Origin of the sequence: Streptomyces sp. 11x1, assembly GCF_032598905.1 — a bacterium.
Classification (GTDB): domain Bacteria; phylum Actinomycetota; class Actinomycetes; order Streptomycetales; family Streptomycetaceae; genus Streptomyces.
The window spans coordinates 171,853-191,121 of record NZ_CP122458.1 but is presented as its reverse complement, the minus strand read 5'-3'; the positions used below and the strand labels follow the sequence as shown (position 1 = coordinate 191,121).

Below are 19,269 nucleotides of genomic sequence, written 5' to 3'. Positions count from 1 at the left end.
CCCTTCCGGCGGGAAGGCCGCTGATTCTGCGACGCGGAATGACGACGCGGAATGACGAGACGGAGAGACGCGGCGCCCCGCGGCGGCGGGGCGTCGGCGTCAGGGGTGCCCGTACACCTGTCGGCCGCCGAGCCAGGTGCCGACGACCGCCGTCTCCGCGATCTCGTGCCGTGAGCCCAGGAAGGGGTCACGGTCGAGGAGCACCAGATCGGCCAGGTGGCCGGGTTCGAGCCGTCCCGTCTGCCGTTCGCGGCCGTTGAGGTGGGCGACCCCGTGGGTGTAGGCGTCCCACGCCACGACCAGCGGGAGGCGCTGGTGTGGGAGGAACGGCTCGGCATCGGGCGGGGCGTGCTCGGCCGTGCGGTTGACGGCGACGTGCATGCCTTCCAGCGGACTGGCGCTGGTGACCGGCCAGTCGCTGCCGCCCGCCAGCACGGCGCCGGCGCGGTGCAGGTCCAGGAACGGGTACTGCCGGTCCGCCAGGGAGGGGTCCAGGAACGGGATGGTCAGCTCCCTCATCTGGGAATCGTGACGCGCCCAGAGAGGCTGGATGTTGGCGACCGCCCCGAGCCGGGCGAACCGCGGCACGTCCTCGGGCCGCACGATCTGAAGATGGGCCACGTGGTGGCGCAGGCCCGAGTCGCCGTTGACCCGCCGGGCGTGGGCGACCGCGTCCAGCGCGTCCGTCACCGCCTGGTCCCCGATGGCGTGGAAGTGCGCCTGGAAGCCGTGTGCGTCCACCGTCGCGACGACCTCCCGCAGCACGTCGCGGTCGATGAAGCTGAGTCCGCGGTTACCGGTGTCATGCCCACAGCGGTCCCGGTACGGCCGGCTCAGCGAGGCTGTGAAGCTCTCCGTGACCCCGTCGAGCATGATCTTGACCGCGTCGGCCCGGAAGAGGTCGTCATGGCCCCGGACGCCGTTGCCCGGGCTGTCATGGCCCCGCGCGCGTTCCCGGCGGGCGACGAGGTCGGTGATCTGGCCGGTGCCGCGGTCGCGGTCCCACCACAGGGCGCCGTTGACCCGCGCCTTCAGCGCGCCGTCGGCCAGCACGTCCAGGTAGACGTCCATCGCGTCGAGCCCGGAGCCCAGCACACGCAGCAGTGCGTCCTGCCACTGGGTGATCCCCTGGGCCAGACAGTGCTCCTGGCCACGCAGCAGCCCTTCGACCAGAGCGCGGCGGGTGGGCGCCGGTGCCACCCTGGCAACCAGCTGTACCGCGCCCTCGTGCAGCGTTCCCGCGGGGCCGCCGTCGGGGTCCCGTTCGATGCGGCCGTCCGCAGGGTCGGCCGTGGTCGCGTCGACGCCGGCGAGTGCGAGCGCGCGGGAGTTGGCCCAGGCGCCGTGGTGGTCACGGTTGCGCAGGAACACGGGCCGGTCGGGAACGACGCGGTCGAGAAGGCCCCGGTGGGGGGTGCCTCTCGGGAAATGAGCCATGGACCACCCACCGCCGAGGATCCAGGGTTCGTCCGGGTGGTCCGCGGCGTAGGCGGCGATGACGTCCAGGCACTCCTCGGCGGACGTGCAGTGGTCCAGGTGGCACTGCCCGAGCTGCAGTCCCCCCATGGTCGGGTGCGTGTGCGCGTCACCGAAGGCCGGACTGATCAGACCGCCGGCGGCATCGACGATCTCGGCGGCCGGGCCCGCCGCCTCAAGGACGCCGCTGTCGGGCCCGACGGCGATGATGCGCCCCTCCCGCACGGCCACCCCGCCGGGCCGGGTGCCGACTCCGGTGACGTACCGGCGGCCGTTGACGAAGGCGATGTTCAAGGGCTTCTCCTCGGGCGGAGGGGCGGAGGGGCGGAGGGGGGAACGGGGGGAACGGGGCGGACGGGCGGGCGCCGGGGCGCGCGGTCACCCGGAGGTCCCGCCGAGCGGCGGCGCGCTGAACCCGCCGACGCTGTCGGAGATCAGGCGAGCCGCGGCGATGGCGCTGCGGTCGCGGTACGGAGCGGCGACGACCTGCATGCCGACCGGCAGCCCGTGACGGTCGAGCCCGACGGGCGTCGAGACGGCCGGCAGACCGAGCACTCCCACCGCGCCGCACCAGCGCGTCAGCGCGGGCCGCCACGGATGGCGCTCGCCGTTCAGTTCGAAGCGCCTGGCCCAGACCGGCTCGCTGTGGTCGTGGGGGAGAGCGGTCGTCATGACCGTCGGGGTGACGACCACGTCGTAGTCCTCGAACAGCTCCCGCCACCGCCGGCGCAGGATCAGGCGCTGCCGGTGCAGGGACAGCCACTCCCGGTGGGTGAGGCGCAGGGCGCGGTGGTGCAGCTCGGCCATGGGTGACTCGGTGCGCAGCCGCCCCATGGCGCCGCGCAGCTCCTCGAAGCCCGCGTCGCCCGTGCCGCCGCCGACGTCCGCCATGAAGAGCAGTTCGAACAGCTCCCCGAGCCGGTCGAGGCCACCGGGCGGCAGCACGCCGTAGGTGACGCGGGCGCCGTCGTCCGCCAGGGAGCGGCAGGCCGTGTGCAGTACGTCGAGAGTCGCCGGGTCGACCCCGGTCACGGGGTCGTCGAACCAGGCGAGCACGCGCAGCTCCCGGTGCGTGGTGAACGGCGCCCTCGGCAGGTCCGGCCGGAGCCCGCCGCGATCACCCCGGGGTGTGGTGAGCGCGGTCAGGGCGAGGTCCAGATCATCGGCGCCCCGGGCCAGTGGACCGCACACGGCGACGTCCGGCGCGGTCAGGTCCGTTCCTTCGGCTTCGTCCGGATGCGGAACCGCGCCCCGCATCGGCACGACGCCCCAGGTGGGCTTCAGGCCGTGCACGCCGCACCAGGCGGCCGGGATGCGGATGGAGCCGCCCATGTCGCTGCCGAGGTCGAGCGCGGTCATCCCGGCCGCCACCGCCGCGGCCGAGCCGCCCGAGGAGCCGCCGGTGGTGCGCTCATGGTTCCAGGGGTTGCGGGTGGTGCCGTGCAGGGCGTTGTAGGCCTGCCCGTCGGAGGCGAACTCGGGCAGGTTCGAGCGGCCCAGGACGAGGGCCCCCGCAGCCCGCAACCGGGCGACCGCCTCGGAGTCGTCCTCGGGCACGTGGTCCCGCAGACGCTCGGATCCGTACGTCGACAGGACACCACGGACCTTCTGGTCGTGTTTGACGGTGATCGGCAGGCCGTGCAGGGGGCCCACCGGGCCGCCCGCGCGGCGGGTCTCGTCGGCCCGGCGGGCTTCCGCGAGGGTGCGGTCCGCGTCGAGGGTCACGATCGCGTTGACCCAGGGATGGGCCGCGATCCGGTCCAGGTACGCCCGGACCAGCTCGACGCTGGAGAACTCACCGCGACGCAGGCCCGCAAGGGTCTGTGTCGCGGTCGCGGACTCGATCGGTTGCGTGTCCATGGGTCTGTCGCCTGCCTGGATGAACTTCGGGGACGTCCCCGTGCCGGAATGCTCGGAACGGTATGCCGCACAAGCGGACATTGCGTCCGGATATGTCAGTGGTATATGTCTCTGCGGTGGTGTTCCGGAGACCTGCGCCCGCGGGCGCCCGCCTCGGAGGCGTACGTAGCAGAACGGATGCACATCGCAGAACGGATGCACATCGCAGAACGGATGCACATCGCAGAACGGATGTACGTCTCAGAACGGATAGGGAGCGATGTCGGCCCGCGCGGTGAGCCACTGCGTCTCCGTGAACGCCTCGATGTTGGCGGCCGCCCCGCCGAACCGCCCACCGGTCCCCGAGGCCGCGACGCCCCCGAAGGGCACATGAGCCTCGTCCGCGACCGTCTGCTCGTTGATGTGGACGATCCCGCTGGGCACCGCGTCCGCCACCCGCATCGCCGCGCCGACCTCGCCGAGGATCCCCAGCGACAGTCCGTACTCGGTCGCGGCGGCGGCGGCGACCGCCTCGTCGACGTCGGAGAACGAACGTACCGGCGCCACCGGGCCGAAGATCTCCTCCGCCCACGCCCGGTTCCCGTCCTGAACGTCGGCCAGCACGGTCGGACGGTAGAAGAGGTCCTCGTACTGGCCGCCGGTGAGGAGTTCCGCGCCGGCGCAGACGCTGTCCTGCACCAGCTCGTGCACGCGGTCCCGCTGCGCGGAGTCGATGAGGGGGCCGAGGGCCACCTCGGCCGTATGGGGGTCCCCCACCGGCAGGTGCGACGCCTTGTCGGCCAGCAGCGCGAGGTACTGCTCGTACAACGACTCATGGACGAGGTGCCGGCCCGTGCTCATGCAGATCTGTCCCTGGTGCAGGAACGAGCCGAACGCCCCCGCCGAGGCGGCACGTTCCACGTCCGCGCCAGGGAGCACGATGAGCGCGTTGTTCCCGCCCAGTTCGAGATGGGTCCTCTTGAGGTGCTGGGCGCCCAGCGCGCCCACGCGCCGTCCGGCCGCGGTGGATCCGGTGAAGGACACCACGCGTACCGGCGCGGCGGTCACCGCCGCCTCACCGACGTCCGCGCCGCCCGGCAGGACCTGCAGCACGCCCGCCGGGAGGCCCGCCTCCTCGAAGATCCGCGCGAGGACCACACCGCCGCAGACGGCGGTGCGCGGGTCCGGCTTGAGCAGGACCGCGTTGCCCAGCGCCAGGGCGGGTGCGACCGAGCGGATCGAGAGGATCAGGGGGAAGTTGAAGGGGGAGATCACGGACACGACGCCCGCCGGCCGACGACGGGAGAGGTTCCACCGGCCCGACGCGGACGCCAGCACCTCCCCGGCGGGATGCGTGGGCAGCGCCGCCGCCTCGTAGCACTCCTGCGCCGCCGTGTGCACTTCGAGGCCGGCCTTGACGGGTACCGAGCCGGCTTCGCGGACCAGCCACTCGGCCACCTCGGCGGCGTGGCTGGTCCACAGGTCCCCGGCCCGGCGCAGGAGCGCGGCCCGTTCCTCGGGCGGCGTCGCCGACCAGTCCCGCTGTGCCGCCGCCGCGATGCCGGCGGCGCGGTGCACGTCCTCGGGTGCGGCGAGACCCACGGTGCCCAGACTCCGTCCCGTGGCGGGCTCGGTGACGGCCGCCTTGCCGCCCCGGCCCTCGGCCCAGGTGTCGAGCCGGATGCGGGTGGACCACCGGCCGTCGTCGAGTAGTGCTGCCATGCCTGCTCCTTGCAGAGGATTCCGCCCCGAGGGAGCGGGTGCACCGGGCGAGTCGCACGGAGGGCATCCTGCGCCGCCGACCGGACGGTTCAGGCGGGAGCGCCCGGGAAGTTCTGCCCGGCAGAAAACGGTGCCCCGCCCGGCACCGGACACGGCCCCGCCGCCGTTGACTGACGCCGGTCCCCGACACCCGAGCGCTCAGGAGGCAGCGGTGCCCAGTGCGGCAGACGAGAGACGGACGGCGCAGGTCGTCAGCGCGGGCAGGAGGTACCGGGCCGAGACCGCCCCGGTCGTGAACCCGGCGCGGACCGGCGAGATCGTCGGGACGTACGCGCTGGCCGGCCCACGCGTGGTGGACGAGGTGGTCGGCAACGCCGTGGCCGCCGCGGCCGTCTGGGGCAGCCTGAGCGGCGCGGAGCGAGGACGGCTCCTGCACGCCGCCGCCGACGCGCTGGAGCAGGACACGGAGTCGCGGGCCGAGCTGCTCACCCGCGAGCAGGGCAAGGTGCTGTGGGAGTCGCGGCTCGACGTCGGCGGCGCACCCAGGCTGCTGCGCTACTACGCCGACCTCGCACCGGCCGTGGACGAGGAGACCGTCGTCCGCGACGAGCGGGGCACCACCGTCGTCCGGCGCCTGCCCATGGGCCCGACGGTGGTCATCGTGCCCTGGAACTACCCCGTCTACCTGTGCATGATGGTGCTGGCCCCGGCGCTGGCGGCGGGCAACCCGGTGATCGTCAAGCCGTCCGAGTTCGCCCCGCTCGCGCTGACCGAGACCCTGGCCCTGCTCGCCTCGACCCTCCCGGACGGCGTCGTGAACGTCGTGCCCGGCCTGGGCGGCGAGGCCGGAGCCGCACTGGTCTCCCACCCCGGCGTCCGCAAGGTCCTGTTCACCGGCGGCACCGAGAGCGGACGGGCCGTGCTGCGCGGCGCCGCCGACAACATCACGAGCGTGAGTCTGGAACTCGGCGGCAACGACCCCGCGATCGTCCTCGACACCGCCGTCCTCGACGACCGGCTGATGCGGGAGATCCGCCGCTCGGTGTACACCTGCACGGGCCAGGTCTGCTTCAACATCAAGCGGCTGTACGTCCAGCGCGGCGTGTACGACGAGTTCGTCGACAAGTTCCGGGCGGCCGTCGACGAGATCGCCGTCGGCGACGGTCTCGACCCGGCCAGCACGATCGGGCCGCTCAACAACAGGCGGCAGTTCGAGTCGGTGACGGCTCTCCTGGAGTCCACCCGCGAGGCGGGCGCCCGGATCGACGTACTCGGGCGCCGAGTGGAGGGCACCGGCTGGGACGACGGCCACTTCATGCTCCCGAGCGTCGTCACCGGCATCCCCCACGACTCGGCCCTCGTCTCCCGCGAACAGTTCGGCCCGACCGTGCCGGTCGTCCCGTTCGACGACGTCGAGGACGCGGTCCGGATGGCCAACGACACCGAGTACGGCCTCGCGGCCTCCGTGTGGAGCGAGGACGCCGAGCACGCCCTGGCTGTGGGCCGTGGTGTCGCCGCGGGCTCCGTGTTCGTCAACTCCCACCGGGTCGGCAGTTCGGACATGACGATGCCCTTCGGCGGCATGAAGCGCAGCGGCCTGGGCCGCAACCACGGGATGTGGGCGATCGACGAGTGCAGTGAGCTGCAGGCACTGAGCCACCGGCCCGACACGTCCTCCTTTCCCGGACCCCCGATCCAGTAGGCGCGCGGTACCGGGCCGACGCGGCCCGGCCGTCACCCGTGGGTGATCCTGATCACCAGCACCGTCGCCCCGCATCGGAGAGACCACCGAGCACAGAGCAGGAGAGACACATGCCCCACACCGACCCGCACCGGCAGCCCGACAGCCTCACCCTGGAAGGCCTGGCCCGCCGGAACGCCCTCCTGGAGAGCCGGCTCCAGCGGCTGGAGGACATCGAGGAGATCAAGAGCCTGCACCGGCGCTACATCCGCAAGCTCGCGGACCGGGACTGGGAGGGCATGGCCGACTTCTTCACCGAGGACGCGGTCACGGACATCCGGTGGCACGGGCGCACCGAGGGGAAGAAGCAACTGGTCGAGGAGGTCTTCGACGAACTGCACAACCTGGTGAAGAGCGCCGACGGCTACGTCCTGTCGTCGCCGGTCGTCGAGCTGTCCGCGGGCGCGGACCGGGCGTACGGGGAGTGGACCTGGCACCGTCACGTCTGCGAGTTCCGCACCACGGGCGGTCTGATGCGTGTGTGGGGCCCCTGGCTCGAAGGCAGATACAAGTGCCACTACGAGCGGGTGGACGGCCGGTGGAAGTTCAAGGACATGTGGTTCCGTGTCGTGCTGCCGGACGCGGACCCGGAGCACGACGAGATGCGGGAGCGCATCGCCGCGAGCGGGACGGACCCGCACCGCAGCGGCGCCGGCCTCATCCGGCGCGACAAGGCGTGAGACGCCGGGCGCCGGGACCGGCGGGCGACGTAGCCTTGGGCGCGAGCGGCCCGGAGGTGACCATGACCGCGCAGTACGCGAACGCCGCGGGGATGCCGGGGCCGGACGGCGGTGAAGCCCCCGCCTACCACATAGCGTCCGTGGGGCGCGCGCTCACGTTGCTCAGCGCGTTCATCGAGCGCCCCCAGCTGACCGTGTCCGAGGCGGCCGGCCTCCTGTGCGTGGCCCCCTCGACCGCCCACCGGCTGCTGCAGATGCTGCTCCACCACCGTTTCGTGGAGCAGGGCGAGCGGCGGGTCTACGTGCGAGGGCCCGCCCTGGTGTCGCTGACCGCTGCCGCCGACCGGGCGCCCGACGTGGAGTCCGTGGCGCTGCCCCACCTGCAGCGCCTCAGGGACGAGCTCCAGGGCACGGCTCATCTGCTGGCCCTGGAAGGCAACGGCGCGCGCTTCCTCACGGGGGCCGAGTGGCGAGACGAGACCCGGATCGCCTCCTCACGGGTCGGCTGGCTGCTACCCGCGCACACCCTCGCCGGCGGCAAGGCCATGCTCGCCAGGCTGAGCCGGGCCCAGACCGAGTCGCTCTTCCCGGACGGTCTGCCCGTCACCCGCTACGCGCGGGTGCGGACACTGCCCCAGCTCCAGGCCGAACTCGCGGACATCCGGTCGCGGGGATACGCCCGCAGCCGGGAGGCCCACGAGAACGTCACGGCCCTCGGCGTCGCGCTCCGGCTGCCGCCGGGCACGGGGCCGATGGCGCTGTCGGTGGCCTGGTCCGACACGCGGTTCCCGGGCAGGCAGGAGGACCACGTCGTGGATGCCCTGCAGGCAGCCGTCCAGAAGATCTCTCTCGAAATCGCCCAGCGGGGCGGCGGACATCTGCCGGAGGACCCGCCCGGCCCACCGGAGTGAGCTCGGGCTCCCTTCGCGGCACCTGTCAGAAGCGCCCCGCGGAACGGCAGAAGTCCTCGACCGTGTCGGCGACGTCCTCGGGCAGACAGCAGCCGCGCTCGGCCAGTCGCCACGCCTGCTCGCTCGCCAGCCGCCGCAGTCGTTCCGGGCTGCCGTAGCGGCGTGCCAGTTCCGCCGGTCCGAAGGGCTCGCGGTGCCAGGTCCCGATGGTCATCGGCCCGTCGGGCGCGCGCCGGGTCCGGGCGAGGGGGAGGTCCACGTCGAGATGGCGCATGCCGCCCAGGGCGTGACCGTCCGGATCGCGCAGGACGTACGTTCCGCTGTGGTCGAGGCCGTCCGCGTCGAGCCTGCTGCCGGGCCGGGCCATGACGGCGATCGGATCGACCCGGGGCGCCGCCACGCCGTCCGCCCACCGCAGCAAACTCTCCACGGCGGCGGCCAGAAGGTACCTGGAGGCTCTGTGACGGAGCAGAGGCGCCTGGTCGACGCCCCCGGGCACCTCGATGCCCCCGGAGGCGTCGGCGCCCCCGGGCCCGTGGGCGCGAGCCTGTGCGTGGTCGGCGGCCCGGACCGACTCCTCCAGCAGCCCGGACTCGTGACCGCGCCCCGGAAGCTGGTAGCAGCGGTAGAGGTCGCCGGGGACGTCACTGTCGGGGCGCCGGTGCCACAGGTGATGCAGCGCCTCGTCCTCGCTCATCACTTCCATGACCGGTACCCGGGACCCGCCCACGGTCCTGCGGGCATCGTCCATCGGCAGCTGCCCGAGCCGCCCTCCCACCGGCCGCAGATCGGCGTCGAAGGCCATCTCGCCGTGCCGGTCCACGTTGACGTAGCCCATCGGTCCGAAGCCTCCGCTGGACACCCCGATGAGAAAGGCGTCCACCACCGTGCGGCCCGTCTCGGCGCAGTGCTGCTCGTGCAGTCCCTCGGACAGGTAGGTCCGCAGGAAGGACCCCGACTGCGACCAGCCCGTCGCGAGGATCCGCGCCGGCTCGCGCAGGCCGGGGAGCAAGCCGCCGCCGTGCTGCGACCGCAGCGTCGCCGCGAGGGAGCCGAGCAGGTCCCACACGGCCCCGTCGTGCGGGAACGACAGATCGCCGTACCGCTCCGGTGACATGCGGCGCAGCGCCTCGACCGTGACGTTCTTGCACGTCATGCCGAGGTAGGCGTCGCCGCGTCGGATCAGGTGACCGGCGAGGTCGGGCCAGTACATGGGGAAGTCGTGGCCGGTCGACGGATTGAGCAACTCGACGTGCACACGACCGCTGAAGGTCTCGTCGGCCACCGGCCGGACCACCAGCACACGCGTCGTGCAGGAGACCGTGCCGGTCGTCGCCGGCGGGCGGACCGCTCCATCGGCGTACAGGCGGGCGTCGGCGGAGACCGCGTACTCGAACACGTCGTACCCGTGGTCGGCGAGCCGGTCATGCGGTTCGGCGGGCCAGCGCGCGGGGGACAGGAAGGCGGCGTCGCGGGCCCCGTCCAGCGCGACCGCCCGCAGGGTGCTCAGCGACATGGCTGTCCCTCCTCCCGGCCGGTGCGGTCGACGGCGAGGTCCTCGCCGTCGACCCAGGTCCCGTGCAGGCCGTTCCGCAGCCGCAGGGGCAGCCGGACGGTGGCGAGAGGAGCGCCGTCCACGTTCTCGGCGTCCAGGATCAGCAGGTCCGACCGCATGTCCGCGTACCGGTTGACCAGGGCCATGACGTATCCCTCGCCCTCACCGGTGGCGCCCCGGCGCGGGACGAACAGCGGTTCCTGAGTGGCGGACGTGTCACCCACGTAGTGGGTGGTCGTCGTCCCGGTGACGAGGTCCACCCTCCCGATCAGGTCGAACCGCATGCCGCTCGCGCTCGACGGCATGGTGGGGTCCGGCACACCGCTCTGCATGCTCATGTAGCCGTACCGGTACGAGCGGATCGCACGTCGCTCGTTGATGCGGGGGAACTCACCCGGCACGTCCGACAGCCTGGTCTGGGTGAAGTCGTCGGTCGGGCGCCGCAGGTCCAGCGTCCAGCGGGACATGTACGGCGTCGCGGCCTCGGGATCGAACGGGGCACCGTTGATCTCGGGGAAGAAGGGGAAGACCACACTGTCGCCGACCGACATGTCGATGTGGATGCGGCCGTCCTCCTCGAAGGCGTTCATGGTGTGCGAGGCGAAGCGCGGATCCCCCACGAACCACCGCACCTCCGCGGCGGGATCCCGGCGCGGCAGCACCCCCAGGCAGACCGGCTTCGACGGATCCCACGCGAAGTGGGGGAGGCCGCCCTTGAGCCGCTGGAGATCACTGACGAGCGGCACGACGGGGAACACCACGTGGTTCTCGGTGACCGCGAAGTCGTGGACCATGCTGGCGTAGGGCGCGGTGAGCCACCGCTCGAAGACGATCGCTCCGTGCGCGTCGGCCTCGTAGTACGCGATGTCCGGGGTCGTCTCCCCCCTGGCCGCGTAGCCGAAGAAGACCAGCGTGCCGGTCTCGGCGTCGACCTTCGGATGCGCCGTCGCCGTGGCGCTCCTCAACGCGCCGCCGTAGTCCCACGGACCGATGGTCCCCAGGGTCAGCGGGTCGATCTCGACGGGGTGGCTGTCCTCCTTCAGCGCCAGCATGCGGCCCGCGTGCCAGAGGAGGTTGGTGTTCGCCGTACCGCGGCTGATCCCGCGCACACCCGGATCGTCCGTGAAGGGGTTCCGGTACGCCCCGAACAGCGAGCGCCCGGCCTCGCGCTCGGCCAGGAACTTCGGCGTACGGACCCACCGGCACGTGAAGTCCACCCGGCCGTCCTCGAAGCGGAACATGCTGACCATGCCGTCGCCGTTGAGGAAGATGTCGTCACCGAGCAACGGGGGGAACTGCGGGTCGGGCCCGACCCGGTAGAAGGCGCCGTCGAGGTCGGCAGGAACCTCGCCCTGCACCACCTCCAGGTCGCGGATGTCGGCTTCGAACCGCCCGGGGGCCTGGAAACCGCGGAACGTGGGTACGTCGGGGAATTTCATCGTCTCCGTCCTTCGGGTGACTGCGACCGCACCCTAGGCAGACCCCGGAGCACCCCGGCCCGGTCTCCCCACGCCGTTCCGCAGGCCAGAAAGCCCCGTGTGCCGTGGCTGCGGCAACCCGGGCCTGTGGCTGGATACGCGGCAGCACCGCATGAGGCACAGCGTTCGCCACCGGCCGCTCCACGGGCCGACCGCCACCGGCCGCTCACGGGCCGGACACCGCGTGACATGGCGACGCCCGGACCAGCACCCACAGGAGAGACGTGTCCAGTTCCCCGCCCCCGGCACCCTCGCGGCCCTCGGACGACGGCCGCTACCTGCGCATCGCGACGGAGGAGGCGTACGCGCCTCCCGCGCTGATCCACGAGTACCGCCGGCTGCTCGACACCCACGGAGGCGACGCGGGGTTCCGCAGCCTGTGGAGCTACTACCTGCTCAACCGGACGGCGCACACCGAGCTGTTCCGCTCACGCATCACCGACCTGGGGGACCGCCGGCTCTCCGACATGGCCGAACTGGGCATCGACCACCAGGTGCTCTCGCTCACCACCCCCGGCGTGGAGCTGTTCGAGCTTCCGCTGGCGCGCGAACTCGCCGCCATGACCAACGAGCACATCGCGCAGGCATGCCGACAGCACCCGGCACGTTTCAGCGGACTGGCCGCCGTCGCCCTGCAAGATGTCGAGTTCTCGGTGAAGGAGCTTCGCCGGGCGGTCCGGGAGCTTGGGCTGAAAGGCGTGATCGTCAACTCGCACACGCGCGGCGAGTACCTGGACGCGCCGAAGTTCGAGGAGTTCTGGGCGACGGCCGCGGAACTCGACGTGCCGGTGTACCTGCACCCCAACACGCCGAGCGAGGGGCTGATCGGCCCGCTGCTGGACTCGGGACTCGACGGGGCGATCTTCGGTTTCGGAGTCGAGACCGGCATGCACCTGATCCGCATCATCTTCTCCGGGGTGTTCGACCGCCATCCGGGCCTGCGCCTCGTGGTGGGCCATCTCGGCGAGGCGCTGCCCTTCTGGGCGTTCCGGGTCGACCACTTCCACCAGGTCCAGGACAGGACCGGCCGCTACCCCTGGCGTCCGTCGCTGCGGCAGCCGCCGAGCCACTACCTGAAGACCAACATCTGGCTGACCACAAGCGGCATGGCCTGGGAACCGGCGATCATGTTCGCCCGCCAGGTGGTCGGAGCCGACCGGGTCCTCTACGCCATGGACTACCCGTTCCAGGCCGCCTCCGCGGAGGTCGAGGTACACGAGCGCCTGCCTGTCGGGGACGAGGAGAAGCGGACCCTGTTCGAGACGGCCGCCCGCGGTGTGTTCGCTCTGCCGCCGGAACTGGGTCGTTCGTGATGCGCCCCGGCCGGCTCATCACCTGCGCGCAGGGTGGCGACGAGGGGGGAGGAGGAAGCAGGCGAACGCGGTGAGCCCATGGCGGGCTCGTCCGGCGCCGCCCGGCCGATCGGAGTGGACCGGCCCGCGGCCCGGCCGATCCGGCCGGGGCCCAACTGTGCGGTCCTACCGATCAGGGCGCCGGGCTGTCGTGGCCGCTCGGCAAGGTGCCGTCCGTAGGAATCCGCGTCGCGAGGCCGTGACTCCCCTTGCCGTCGGGCGCGGGTGGCCGGTTGGGGGCAGGCCGCGCCCCTGGTGGTGGACCCCGTAGTGGTGGAGGACGTGGGAGCCGCCTGCGGGTGTCATCACGACATGCCGCAGTCGCGGGTATGCGCGGCGCTGACGTGCTGCCGTCCGCGGAGCGTACGTCGTACTCGGGTCGGCGCGTCGTTTCACGCGGCGGTCGAAGCGCCCGTCACGTCGTCGGCCAGCCGACCCACAGCGCGCTCGGCGAGGGTCTGCTCGTGCAGTCGGCGGGCGGATTCGAGCAGCCGGACGCTGTCGGGGCCCCACGTACGGCGCAGGATGTAGCGCTCGTACGGGCCCTGCTGCATCAGCCAGGCGATCGGCAGGAAGAGTTTCGCCGCACGGACCGCGGCTTTGTCCTTGCGCGGGCTCAGCCCCATCGAGCGGCGGGTCTTGGCCGGCAGCGCGCCCATGACGGGCAGCTCGATCAGCGCGGTCTGCAGCAGGTAGGGGATCATCGCCCGCAGGTGTGAGATGTGGAAGTTCCTCAGCACCGTGAGCCTTTGCCAACCTCACGCTGATGCGTGGTGAAGGACGAGGACGGCCTTCACCACGTCGGTGATTCGGTTGGTGCTGCAGCGGAGCTTCCGCGGGAGGCGCCAGCCCTTGATGGTGGCCATGGCCCGCTCGCCGAGGCAGCGGATCTTGGCGTGGGTGGTGTTGTGGCGACGCTGCCATCGTTTGAGGCGGCGGCCCCGAAACGGTACGCGGACGGGTCCGCCGGCGCCTTGGTATGCCTTGTCCGCCCAGCATTTGAGTCCCGCATCGGCGAGGGCTTCGATGATGCCGTGCTGCCGCGCGGCGGTCAGGTCGTGAGTCGAGCCGGGCAGAGCCGGCGAGGCCCAGAGCAGCCGTCCGAACGGATCGGTGAGGACCTGGACGTTCATGCCGTGGCGTTTGTGTTTCCCGGAGTGTGCGCCGTGAGGCGCTCGTTGTTCGAGTGGAGGTGAAAGACCGCCACCATCGCCCTGTCGCAGCAGGGCGGTTGAAGCTGGGGGCAGCCTGAACCGGGAGGTGCCGGGGAGGGCGGGAAGCAGCCCCGACAAAGCCGGGACGTGCCAGTACTGCCAGATGGTGCGGGTCCGGCAAGCGAGACGGAGAGGAGTACGCGAGGAACCGGCGTCTACGCCTCCTTAAGGCACGCCAGCTCGAACCTGGTGGATGACGGCTGGATGCGGTGCGTCCCTGCTGGATATTCGGCTGGCGGGGAACTTCCTGGGTGGTCTATTTCGGTCGCGCGGGGAGGCCACGGTGAAGTGCTGCGGGGTAGCCGTGGCGAGGCCGCGGGGGTATAGCCGGGCTCCTACTCCGACGATCGAACAGCGAGCGAACACGGGAACCGTCCCGGTTCCGCCCTCCTGCCGCGCGTCCAGTTCGGGCGGAGGGCTGGGTCCATCGTCGGCCGATCGGGCCGGGACGGGGCGGAGCCGCCGTAGTACTCCGAGCCGGGGAGAGCCCGGCACATGGGGAAGGGCGGCAGCGGTTTCGAGAAGGGAAGGAGGCTGCAATGCCGAAAGACGCACCACTGAACAGTGGTGCTCCCGAGGCCCCGTTGGGGTCTCACCAGCGAGTATCGGGGATGCAGACCAAGCTTCACCGTTGGGCGGCGGCTGACCATGGCCGCAGGTTCGACGATCTGTTCAACCTCGTATGCGACCCGGCGACGCTGCTCGTGGCGTTCGAACGGGTCGCGGGCAACCAGGGAGCCCGCACCCCGGGCGTCGACGGCCTCACAGTCGTCAACGTCGAGCGGGAACTCGGCCTCCCGGGCTACCTTGAGGACCTGCAACGCGTACTGAAGACGGGTGAATTCCGCCCGCTGCCGGTGCGCGAACGCAAGATCCCCAAGCCCGGCGGAAGCGGGAAGGTGCGCAAGCTCGGCATCCCGACCGTCTCCGACCGGGTGGTCCAGGCAGCCCTCAAGCTGGTGTTCGAGCCGATCTTCGAGGCCGACTTCCTGCCGGTCTCCTACGGTTTCCGGCCCATGCGGCGCGCACACGACGCGATCGCCGAGATCCACCGCTACGGCACCAGCGGCTATCGCTGGGTGCTGGATGCGGATATCGAGGCGTGCTTCGACTCCATCGACCACACGGCCCTGATGGACCGGGTGCGCGCGAGAGTCAAGGACAAGCGCGTGCTGCGGCTGGTCAAGGCGTTTCTCAAGGCCGGCGTCCTCACGGAGGGCGGCGGCCGCGAGGAGACCTTCACCGGCACCCCGCAGGGCGGCATCCTCTCCCCGCTGCTGGCGAACATTGCCCTGTCCGCGCTCGACGAGCACGTGATGGAGCCGTGGGAGCCGGGCGGGAGGATGTCCACCAGAGGCAGGCGGGCGCACCATCGTCTTCACGGCCGCGCGAACTGGCGCATCGTCCGCTACGCGGACGACTTCGTCGTCCTGGTCGACGGCAGCCGTGACGACGTCGCCTGCCTGCGCGAGGACATCGCCGACGTACTGCACCCTCTCGGGCTGAGGCTGTCACCGGCCAAGACTCGGATCGTGCACATGTCGGACGGGTTCGACTTCCTTGGGTTCCACATCCAGTGGCGCCGCAAGCGAGGATCGAACAAGTGGTACGTCTACACCTTCATCGCCAAGAGGCCCATCCGGCAGCTGAAGGACAAGATCCGTGCCCTGACGAACAGAACGTCGCAGCAGGACCCGGGGACCGTGCTGAAGAGGATCAACTCGATTCTGCGCGGCTGGGTCAACTACTTCAAGCACGCGGTATGCAAGACCACGCTGAAAGCCCTGGACCAGTTCGTATGGCGACGGGTGACCAGCTGGTGGATGGTGCTGCATCGCTGGAGGTGGAAGGACGTCCGTCGGCGCTTCACCGACCACAACGGCCGGTGGCACAAGCTCTCGGCGGACGGGATCGAACTGTTCCCCATGGTCTCGATTGCGGTCACCCGCTACCGATACCGGGGCAACACGATCCCCAGCCCCTGGACACTCAACCACGCTTGAACGGCAGAGACCGTGGAGAGCCCGGTGCGGTGAGAGCCGCACGCCGGGTTCGGCGAGCGGCACGGAGAAACGGACCGGTGGCAACACCAGCACCGCGCTCCGTGCCGACTCAACAGTACGGGGTGTCGGCGGCGATGCGGTCGATCGGCAGCAGGGTGCCGTCGAGGATCACGAACGCCTTCGTCCGGATCGTCTTCATCGCCTCGGCCAGGGACGGGGCGATGGCGGCCAGGGCCTCGACGGCTTCACGTATGTAGCGGTAGACGGTCGCGATCCCGATGCCGAACCCGGCAGCGAGCTGGGCGTAGGTGTCACGGCACCGTAGATGGGCCAGGGCGAGCAGTGCCTGACGTGCGGCGGGAAGGCGCCGCCACCGTGTTCCGATCTCCTGCCGCCGGGCTGTCAGTTGTCCGGTCAGGAACCGCAGGGTGCGGCTGGACAGATCAATCGAGGACGGGTGGACAAGCACGCGAAGCTCCTGGCGGACACGGGTGATCTTGGTCGAGAACTCGTCTACCAGGAGCTTCGTCGTTGCGCAGGACAGTCCAACTCGCGGTCAGGCACCGCAGCTTGAAAAGGGCTCAGTGCCCGCCCAGTTCCTCGCCGGCGCACGCACCGCACAGGACGGCCGGGCCGCCGTCCGGGCCAGCGGGTGTGGTCGAGGAGCAGGGCGTGGGCGGCATCGGCAGGGGGCACGGGCGGCCCGCTACGGGGAATCGGACACGCGAGCCAAGGGTGGTGGCCACCCACTTGGCCGGTCGGGCCTCTTTCGCGCTGTCAGACTCCCAGGAGGGAACGCGCCGGTGGGGGCGTGGGTGAGGCGTCTGGGCGGTGAGACGGGGTAGGTGTGACCGAGCGCGATACGGCCGAGCGTGCCGTTCCGGACGGGACGGGGCCGTCCACGAGGGACCACGGCGTCCCGCCCGCACGCGCGGCGACGGGGGACGGGCCGGGCGGGCGACAGTACGGTAGCGGCCCCGATGGGCAGCAGCAAGGCGACGGGGCGGCGCGTGCGGTGCCGCGGCACGTGGCCTGCGTGATGGACGGCAACGGCCGCTGGGCGCAGCGGCGTTCGCTTCCCCGCACGGCGGGGCACCGGGCCGCTGAGACCACGGTCATCGACATCATCGAGGCGGCCCGGACCTCCGGCGTGGAGTGGCTCAGCCTGTATGCCTTCTCCACCGAGAACTGGAACCGTCCTGGCACCGAGGTCGAATTCCTGATGCGTCTGGTCCGCCGGGTTGTCCGCAAGCACGCGCCATTGCTGCTGGCCCGGGGCATCCGCTGCCGTTTCCTCGGGGTCGCCGACCCGCGCATCCCCCGTGAACTGGCCCGGGATTTCGAGGACCTGGCGACGCTGACCGCAGACAACCGGGGGATGACACTGACCGTGGCCTTCGACCACGGAGGGCGCCGGGACATCGTGGAGGCCGCCAGGTCGCTGATCCGCAGCAGGACACCCGCGGACGAGGTGACCGAGCGGCTCTTCGCGGACCACCTGCCGTTCCCCGACACCCCCGACGTCGACCTGGTCATCCGCACCTCCGGCGAGCAGCGCATCTCTAACTTCATGCTCTGGCAGGTCGCGTACGCCGAGTGGGACTTCCCCGAGGTGCTCTGGCCGGACTTCCGGGCCTCCGACTTTCTCGCCTGCCTGCACACCTACCGGCGCCGCGACCGCCGTTTCGGCGGCGTGCCGCCCCGCACGAACGGAGACCCCTCATGACCACCACGGGAACAGCCGAAGAGACGCCCCTGTTCGGCCCGGAATCACGGTTCAGCGCCTTCTTCGACGACCCGCGCTGGGCGCTGGCCATGATCCGCGCCACCGTACTGGAGGCCGCGCACCCGCAGATCGGCGCCGCCCTCGTCGACAACTCCACCTTCGTCGCCCACCCCTGGCGCCGACTGCGCAATACCTTCCTGAGCATGCGGCGCATGTTCGGCGCTGACCCTGCGGTACGGGAACGGGAGGCCGCCCGGCTCAACAGGCTGCACGCCCGCATGAGCGGCTCCGATTCCCGCGGCCGTGCCTACGACGCGATGGACCGGGCGACCCGGGCCTGGGTGGTCGCCACCCTCTTCGAGAGCGCCGTCACCATGTGCCGGCTCAGTGGTCAGCCGCTCGACCAGAACACCATGGAGCGGATGTACGCCGAGTACCGCGCGTTCCTCGCCGCGCTCGACGGCGACGCCGCAGAACTCCCCGAGGACCTGAACGACTTCTGGCGATACTTCGACCGGGTCGTCGAGGACGAACTGGAGAATACCGAGGCGGCCCGCGTCATCCTCTACCGGCTCTTCGACCACCTACCCGCCCCGGCCCTGCTCGACGGGGCACCGACACTGTGGGCGGTCGGCCGGGCCGTCGCCGGTCCGCTGCTGGGCGCGATCACCGTCGCCTCGCTCCCCGAGCCGTACCGGCGCCGGGCCGGTTTGCCGGAGATGCCCGGCGCCTCCACTCTCATGCAGGGCGCCTACTGCGCCGCCGGACTCGCCCGCTTCCTGCCCGAAGGCTGGATCAACGCCGAAAGCATCATCGAAGCCCTCTCCCTCTCGCCCGACAGCGACGACCCCCGGGCCCGGACCGTGGCCGCCCTGGCCGCCCGCATGAAGCGGGCATCGGCGCTGCTCCGCCTCCTCACACCACTGAGTGGCGGCCCCGACCCGGATCCGGCACCCTCAGCGGGCACGGGAGAGAGCCGGCGTTCGGCGGAGGAGTTCTTCCGCAAGGCGCTGGACCAGACCGGCGACGGCCATCTCGACTGGCCTGACCTCGCCGCCATGGCCCGTGAACTCTCCACCCGCCTCGACCTGGACGAACCCGAGGAGACCCGGCTCTACGACGCCTTCGCCGCTTGGTGGCGCGAGCTGCAGACCGCCCTCGACACGGACGGCGACGGCCGCGTCAGCGCCGAGGAGTACGCCACCGCCGTCCCCTCCCTCGCCGCACCCGCACTCATCCGCGTCGCCGAGGTTCTCTTCGACGCTACCGACAAGGACGGCAACGGGACCATCGACGCCGACGAGTACCGGACCCTTTTCCGCACCGCCTTCCACCGCGACCTCACCACTACCGACGGCACCTACAGCCAAAGCGCCTTCGTGTGCGACTTCCTCTCCTTCATGTCGGGCCGCCGCACAAACACCGCGTACGACCCCCTCCTCACCGACGCCTAACCGCGGCCGGTGCCCCGTCCTCGTCGTCCCGTCACGCCCGGCTGACCGACGAGCAGTGGCCTGGCAGCACTACCCCGCCCCGCCATCTGACTCGCCGTCCCTACCCACCCTCGACTGA

13 protein-coding genes and 2 pseudogenes are annotated in these 19,269 nt (G+C 71.4%); 7 read left to right on the top strand and 8 right to left on the bottom strand.

Annotated features, from left to right (window positions below):
• Positions 1 to 99: 99 nt before the first annotated feature.
• The 3 genes from P8T65_RS00920 to P8T65_RS00910 all read right to left on the bottom strand — a co-directional run bounded on the left by P8T65_RS00920 (position 100) and on the right by P8T65_RS00910 (position 5,037).
• Positions 100 to 1,770 (bottom strand): amidohydrolase, encoded by a 1,671-nt coding sequence (locus P8T65_RS00920; protein WP_316723505.1) that lies wholly within the window; start codon positions 1,768 to 1,770, stop codon positions 100 to 102.
• 84 nt (positions 1,771 to 1,854) lie between these two features.
• The gene (locus tag P8T65_RS00915; RefSeq protein ID WP_316723504.1) at positions 1,855 to 3,336 is read right to left on the bottom strand and encodes an amidase family protein; all 1,482 of its coding nucleotides are present in this window, start codon (positions 3,334 to 3,336) and stop codon (positions 1,855 to 1,857) included.
• Positions 3,337 to 3,576: 240 nt separating this feature from the next.
• A complete protein-coding gene (locus tag P8T65_RS00910) occupies positions 3,577 to 5,037 on the bottom strand; it encodes a benzaldehyde dehydrogenase (protein WP_316723503.1) in 1,461 nt (486 codons plus the stop codon).
• A gap of 211 nt (positions 5,038 to 5,248) precedes the next feature.
• Here P8T65_RS00910 and P8T65_RS00905 point away from each other — a divergent pair, with 211 nt between their 5' ends.
• The 3 genes from P8T65_RS00905 to P8T65_RS00895 all read left to right on the top strand — a co-directional run bounded on the left by P8T65_RS00905 (position 5,249) and on the right by P8T65_RS00895 (position 8,369).
• Entirely contained in the window at positions 5,249 to 6,739 is a 1,491-nt protein-coding gene (locus P8T65_RS00905) for an aldehyde dehydrogenase family protein (RefSeq protein WP_316723502.1), read from the top strand.
• Positions 6,740 to 6,849: 110 nt separating this feature from the next.
• Positions 6,850 to 7,458, top strand: a complete 609-nt coding sequence (locus P8T65_RS00900) for a nuclear transport factor 2 family protein (RefSeq protein WP_316723501.1) — start codon at positions 6,850 to 6,852, stop codon at positions 7,456 to 7,458.
• 62 nt (positions 7,459 to 7,520) lie between these two features.
• Entirely contained in the window at positions 7,521 to 8,369 is an 849-nt protein-coding gene (locus P8T65_RS00895; RefSeq protein ID WP_316723500.1) for an IclR family transcriptional regulator, read from the top strand.
• A gap of 25 nt (positions 8,370 to 8,394) precedes the next feature.
• Here P8T65_RS00895 and P8T65_RS00890 read toward each other — a convergent pair whose 3' ends face one another.
• Both P8T65_RS00890 and P8T65_RS00885 read right to left on the bottom strand, forming a co-directional pair.
• Positions 8,395 to 9,885: an alpha/beta hydrolase domain-containing protein gene (locus P8T65_RS00890; RefSeq protein ID WP_316723499.1), complete on the bottom strand. Its 1,491-nt coding sequence runs from the start codon at positions 9,883 to 9,885 to the stop codon at positions 8,395 to 8,397.
• Positions 9,876 to 11,363 carry a carotenoid oxygenase family protein gene (locus P8T65_RS00885; RefSeq protein ID WP_316723498.1) on the bottom strand — a complete coding sequence of 496 codons (1,488 nt, stop codon included), beginning with the start codon at positions 11,361 to 11,363 and terminating at the stop codon, positions 9,876 to 9,878. The genes P8T65_RS00890 and P8T65_RS00885 overlap by 10 nt, the downstream gene beginning before the upstream one ends.
• Before the next feature lie 263 nt (positions 11,364 to 11,626).
• Between P8T65_RS00885 and P8T65_RS00880 the strand changes: the two genes are divergently transcribed.
• Positions 11,627 to 12,715 carry an amidohydrolase family protein gene (locus tag P8T65_RS00880; RefSeq protein ID WP_316723497.1) on the top strand — a complete coding sequence of 363 codons (1,089 nt, stop codon included), beginning with the start codon at positions 11,627 to 11,629 and terminating at the stop codon, positions 12,713 to 12,715.
• Between the two features lie 431 nt (positions 12,716 to 13,146).
• On the opposite strand, the gene P8T65_RS00875 is transcribed toward P8T65_RS00880, so the two are convergent.
• Positions 13,147 to 13,458, bottom strand: coding sequence for a hypothetical protein (locus P8T65_RS00875; RefSeq protein ID WP_316723496.1), 312 nt, complete (start codon positions 13,456 to 13,458; stop codon positions 13,147 to 13,149).
• A 54-nt stretch (positions 13,459 to 13,512) separates the two neighbouring features.
• Positions 13,513 to 13,914: pseudogene (locus P8T65_RS00870) on the bottom strand (transposase family protein); the annotation flags it as partial.
• Positions 13,915 to 14,507: 593 nt separating this feature from the next.
• Here P8T65_RS00870 and ltrA point away from each other — a divergent pair.
• The gene (gene ltrA, locus P8T65_RS00865) at positions 14,508 to 15,971 is read left to right on the top strand and encodes a group II intron reverse transcriptase/maturase (protein WP_316723494.1); all 1,464 of its coding nucleotides are present in this window, start codon (positions 14,508 to 14,510) and stop codon (positions 15,969 to 15,971) included.
• A gap of 115 nt (positions 15,972 to 16,086) precedes the next feature.
• Here the strand turns inward: ltrA and P8T65_RS00860 are convergent.
• Positions 16,087 to 16,440, bottom strand: a pseudogene (locus P8T65_RS00860) (transposase family protein); the annotation flags it as partial.
• Positions 16,441 to 16,986: 546 nt separating this feature from the next.
• Between P8T65_RS00860 and uppS the strand changes: the two are divergent.
• Together uppS and P8T65_RS00850 are read left to right on the top strand one after the other, a co-directional pair.
• Positions 16,987 to 17,697 carry a polyprenyl diphosphate synthase gene (gene uppS, locus P8T65_RS00855; RefSeq protein ID WP_316723493.1) on the top strand — a complete coding sequence of 237 codons (711 nt, stop codon included), beginning with the start codon at positions 16,987 to 16,989 and terminating at the stop codon, positions 17,695 to 17,697.
• Positions 17,694 to 19,151, top strand: coding sequence for an oxygenase MpaB family protein (locus P8T65_RS00850; protein WP_316723492.1), 1,458 nt, complete (start codon positions 17,694 to 17,696; stop codon positions 19,149 to 19,151). Before uppS ends, P8T65_RS00850 begins: the two co-directional genes overlap by 4 nt.
• Positions 19,152 to 19,269: the final 118 nt, after the last annotated feature.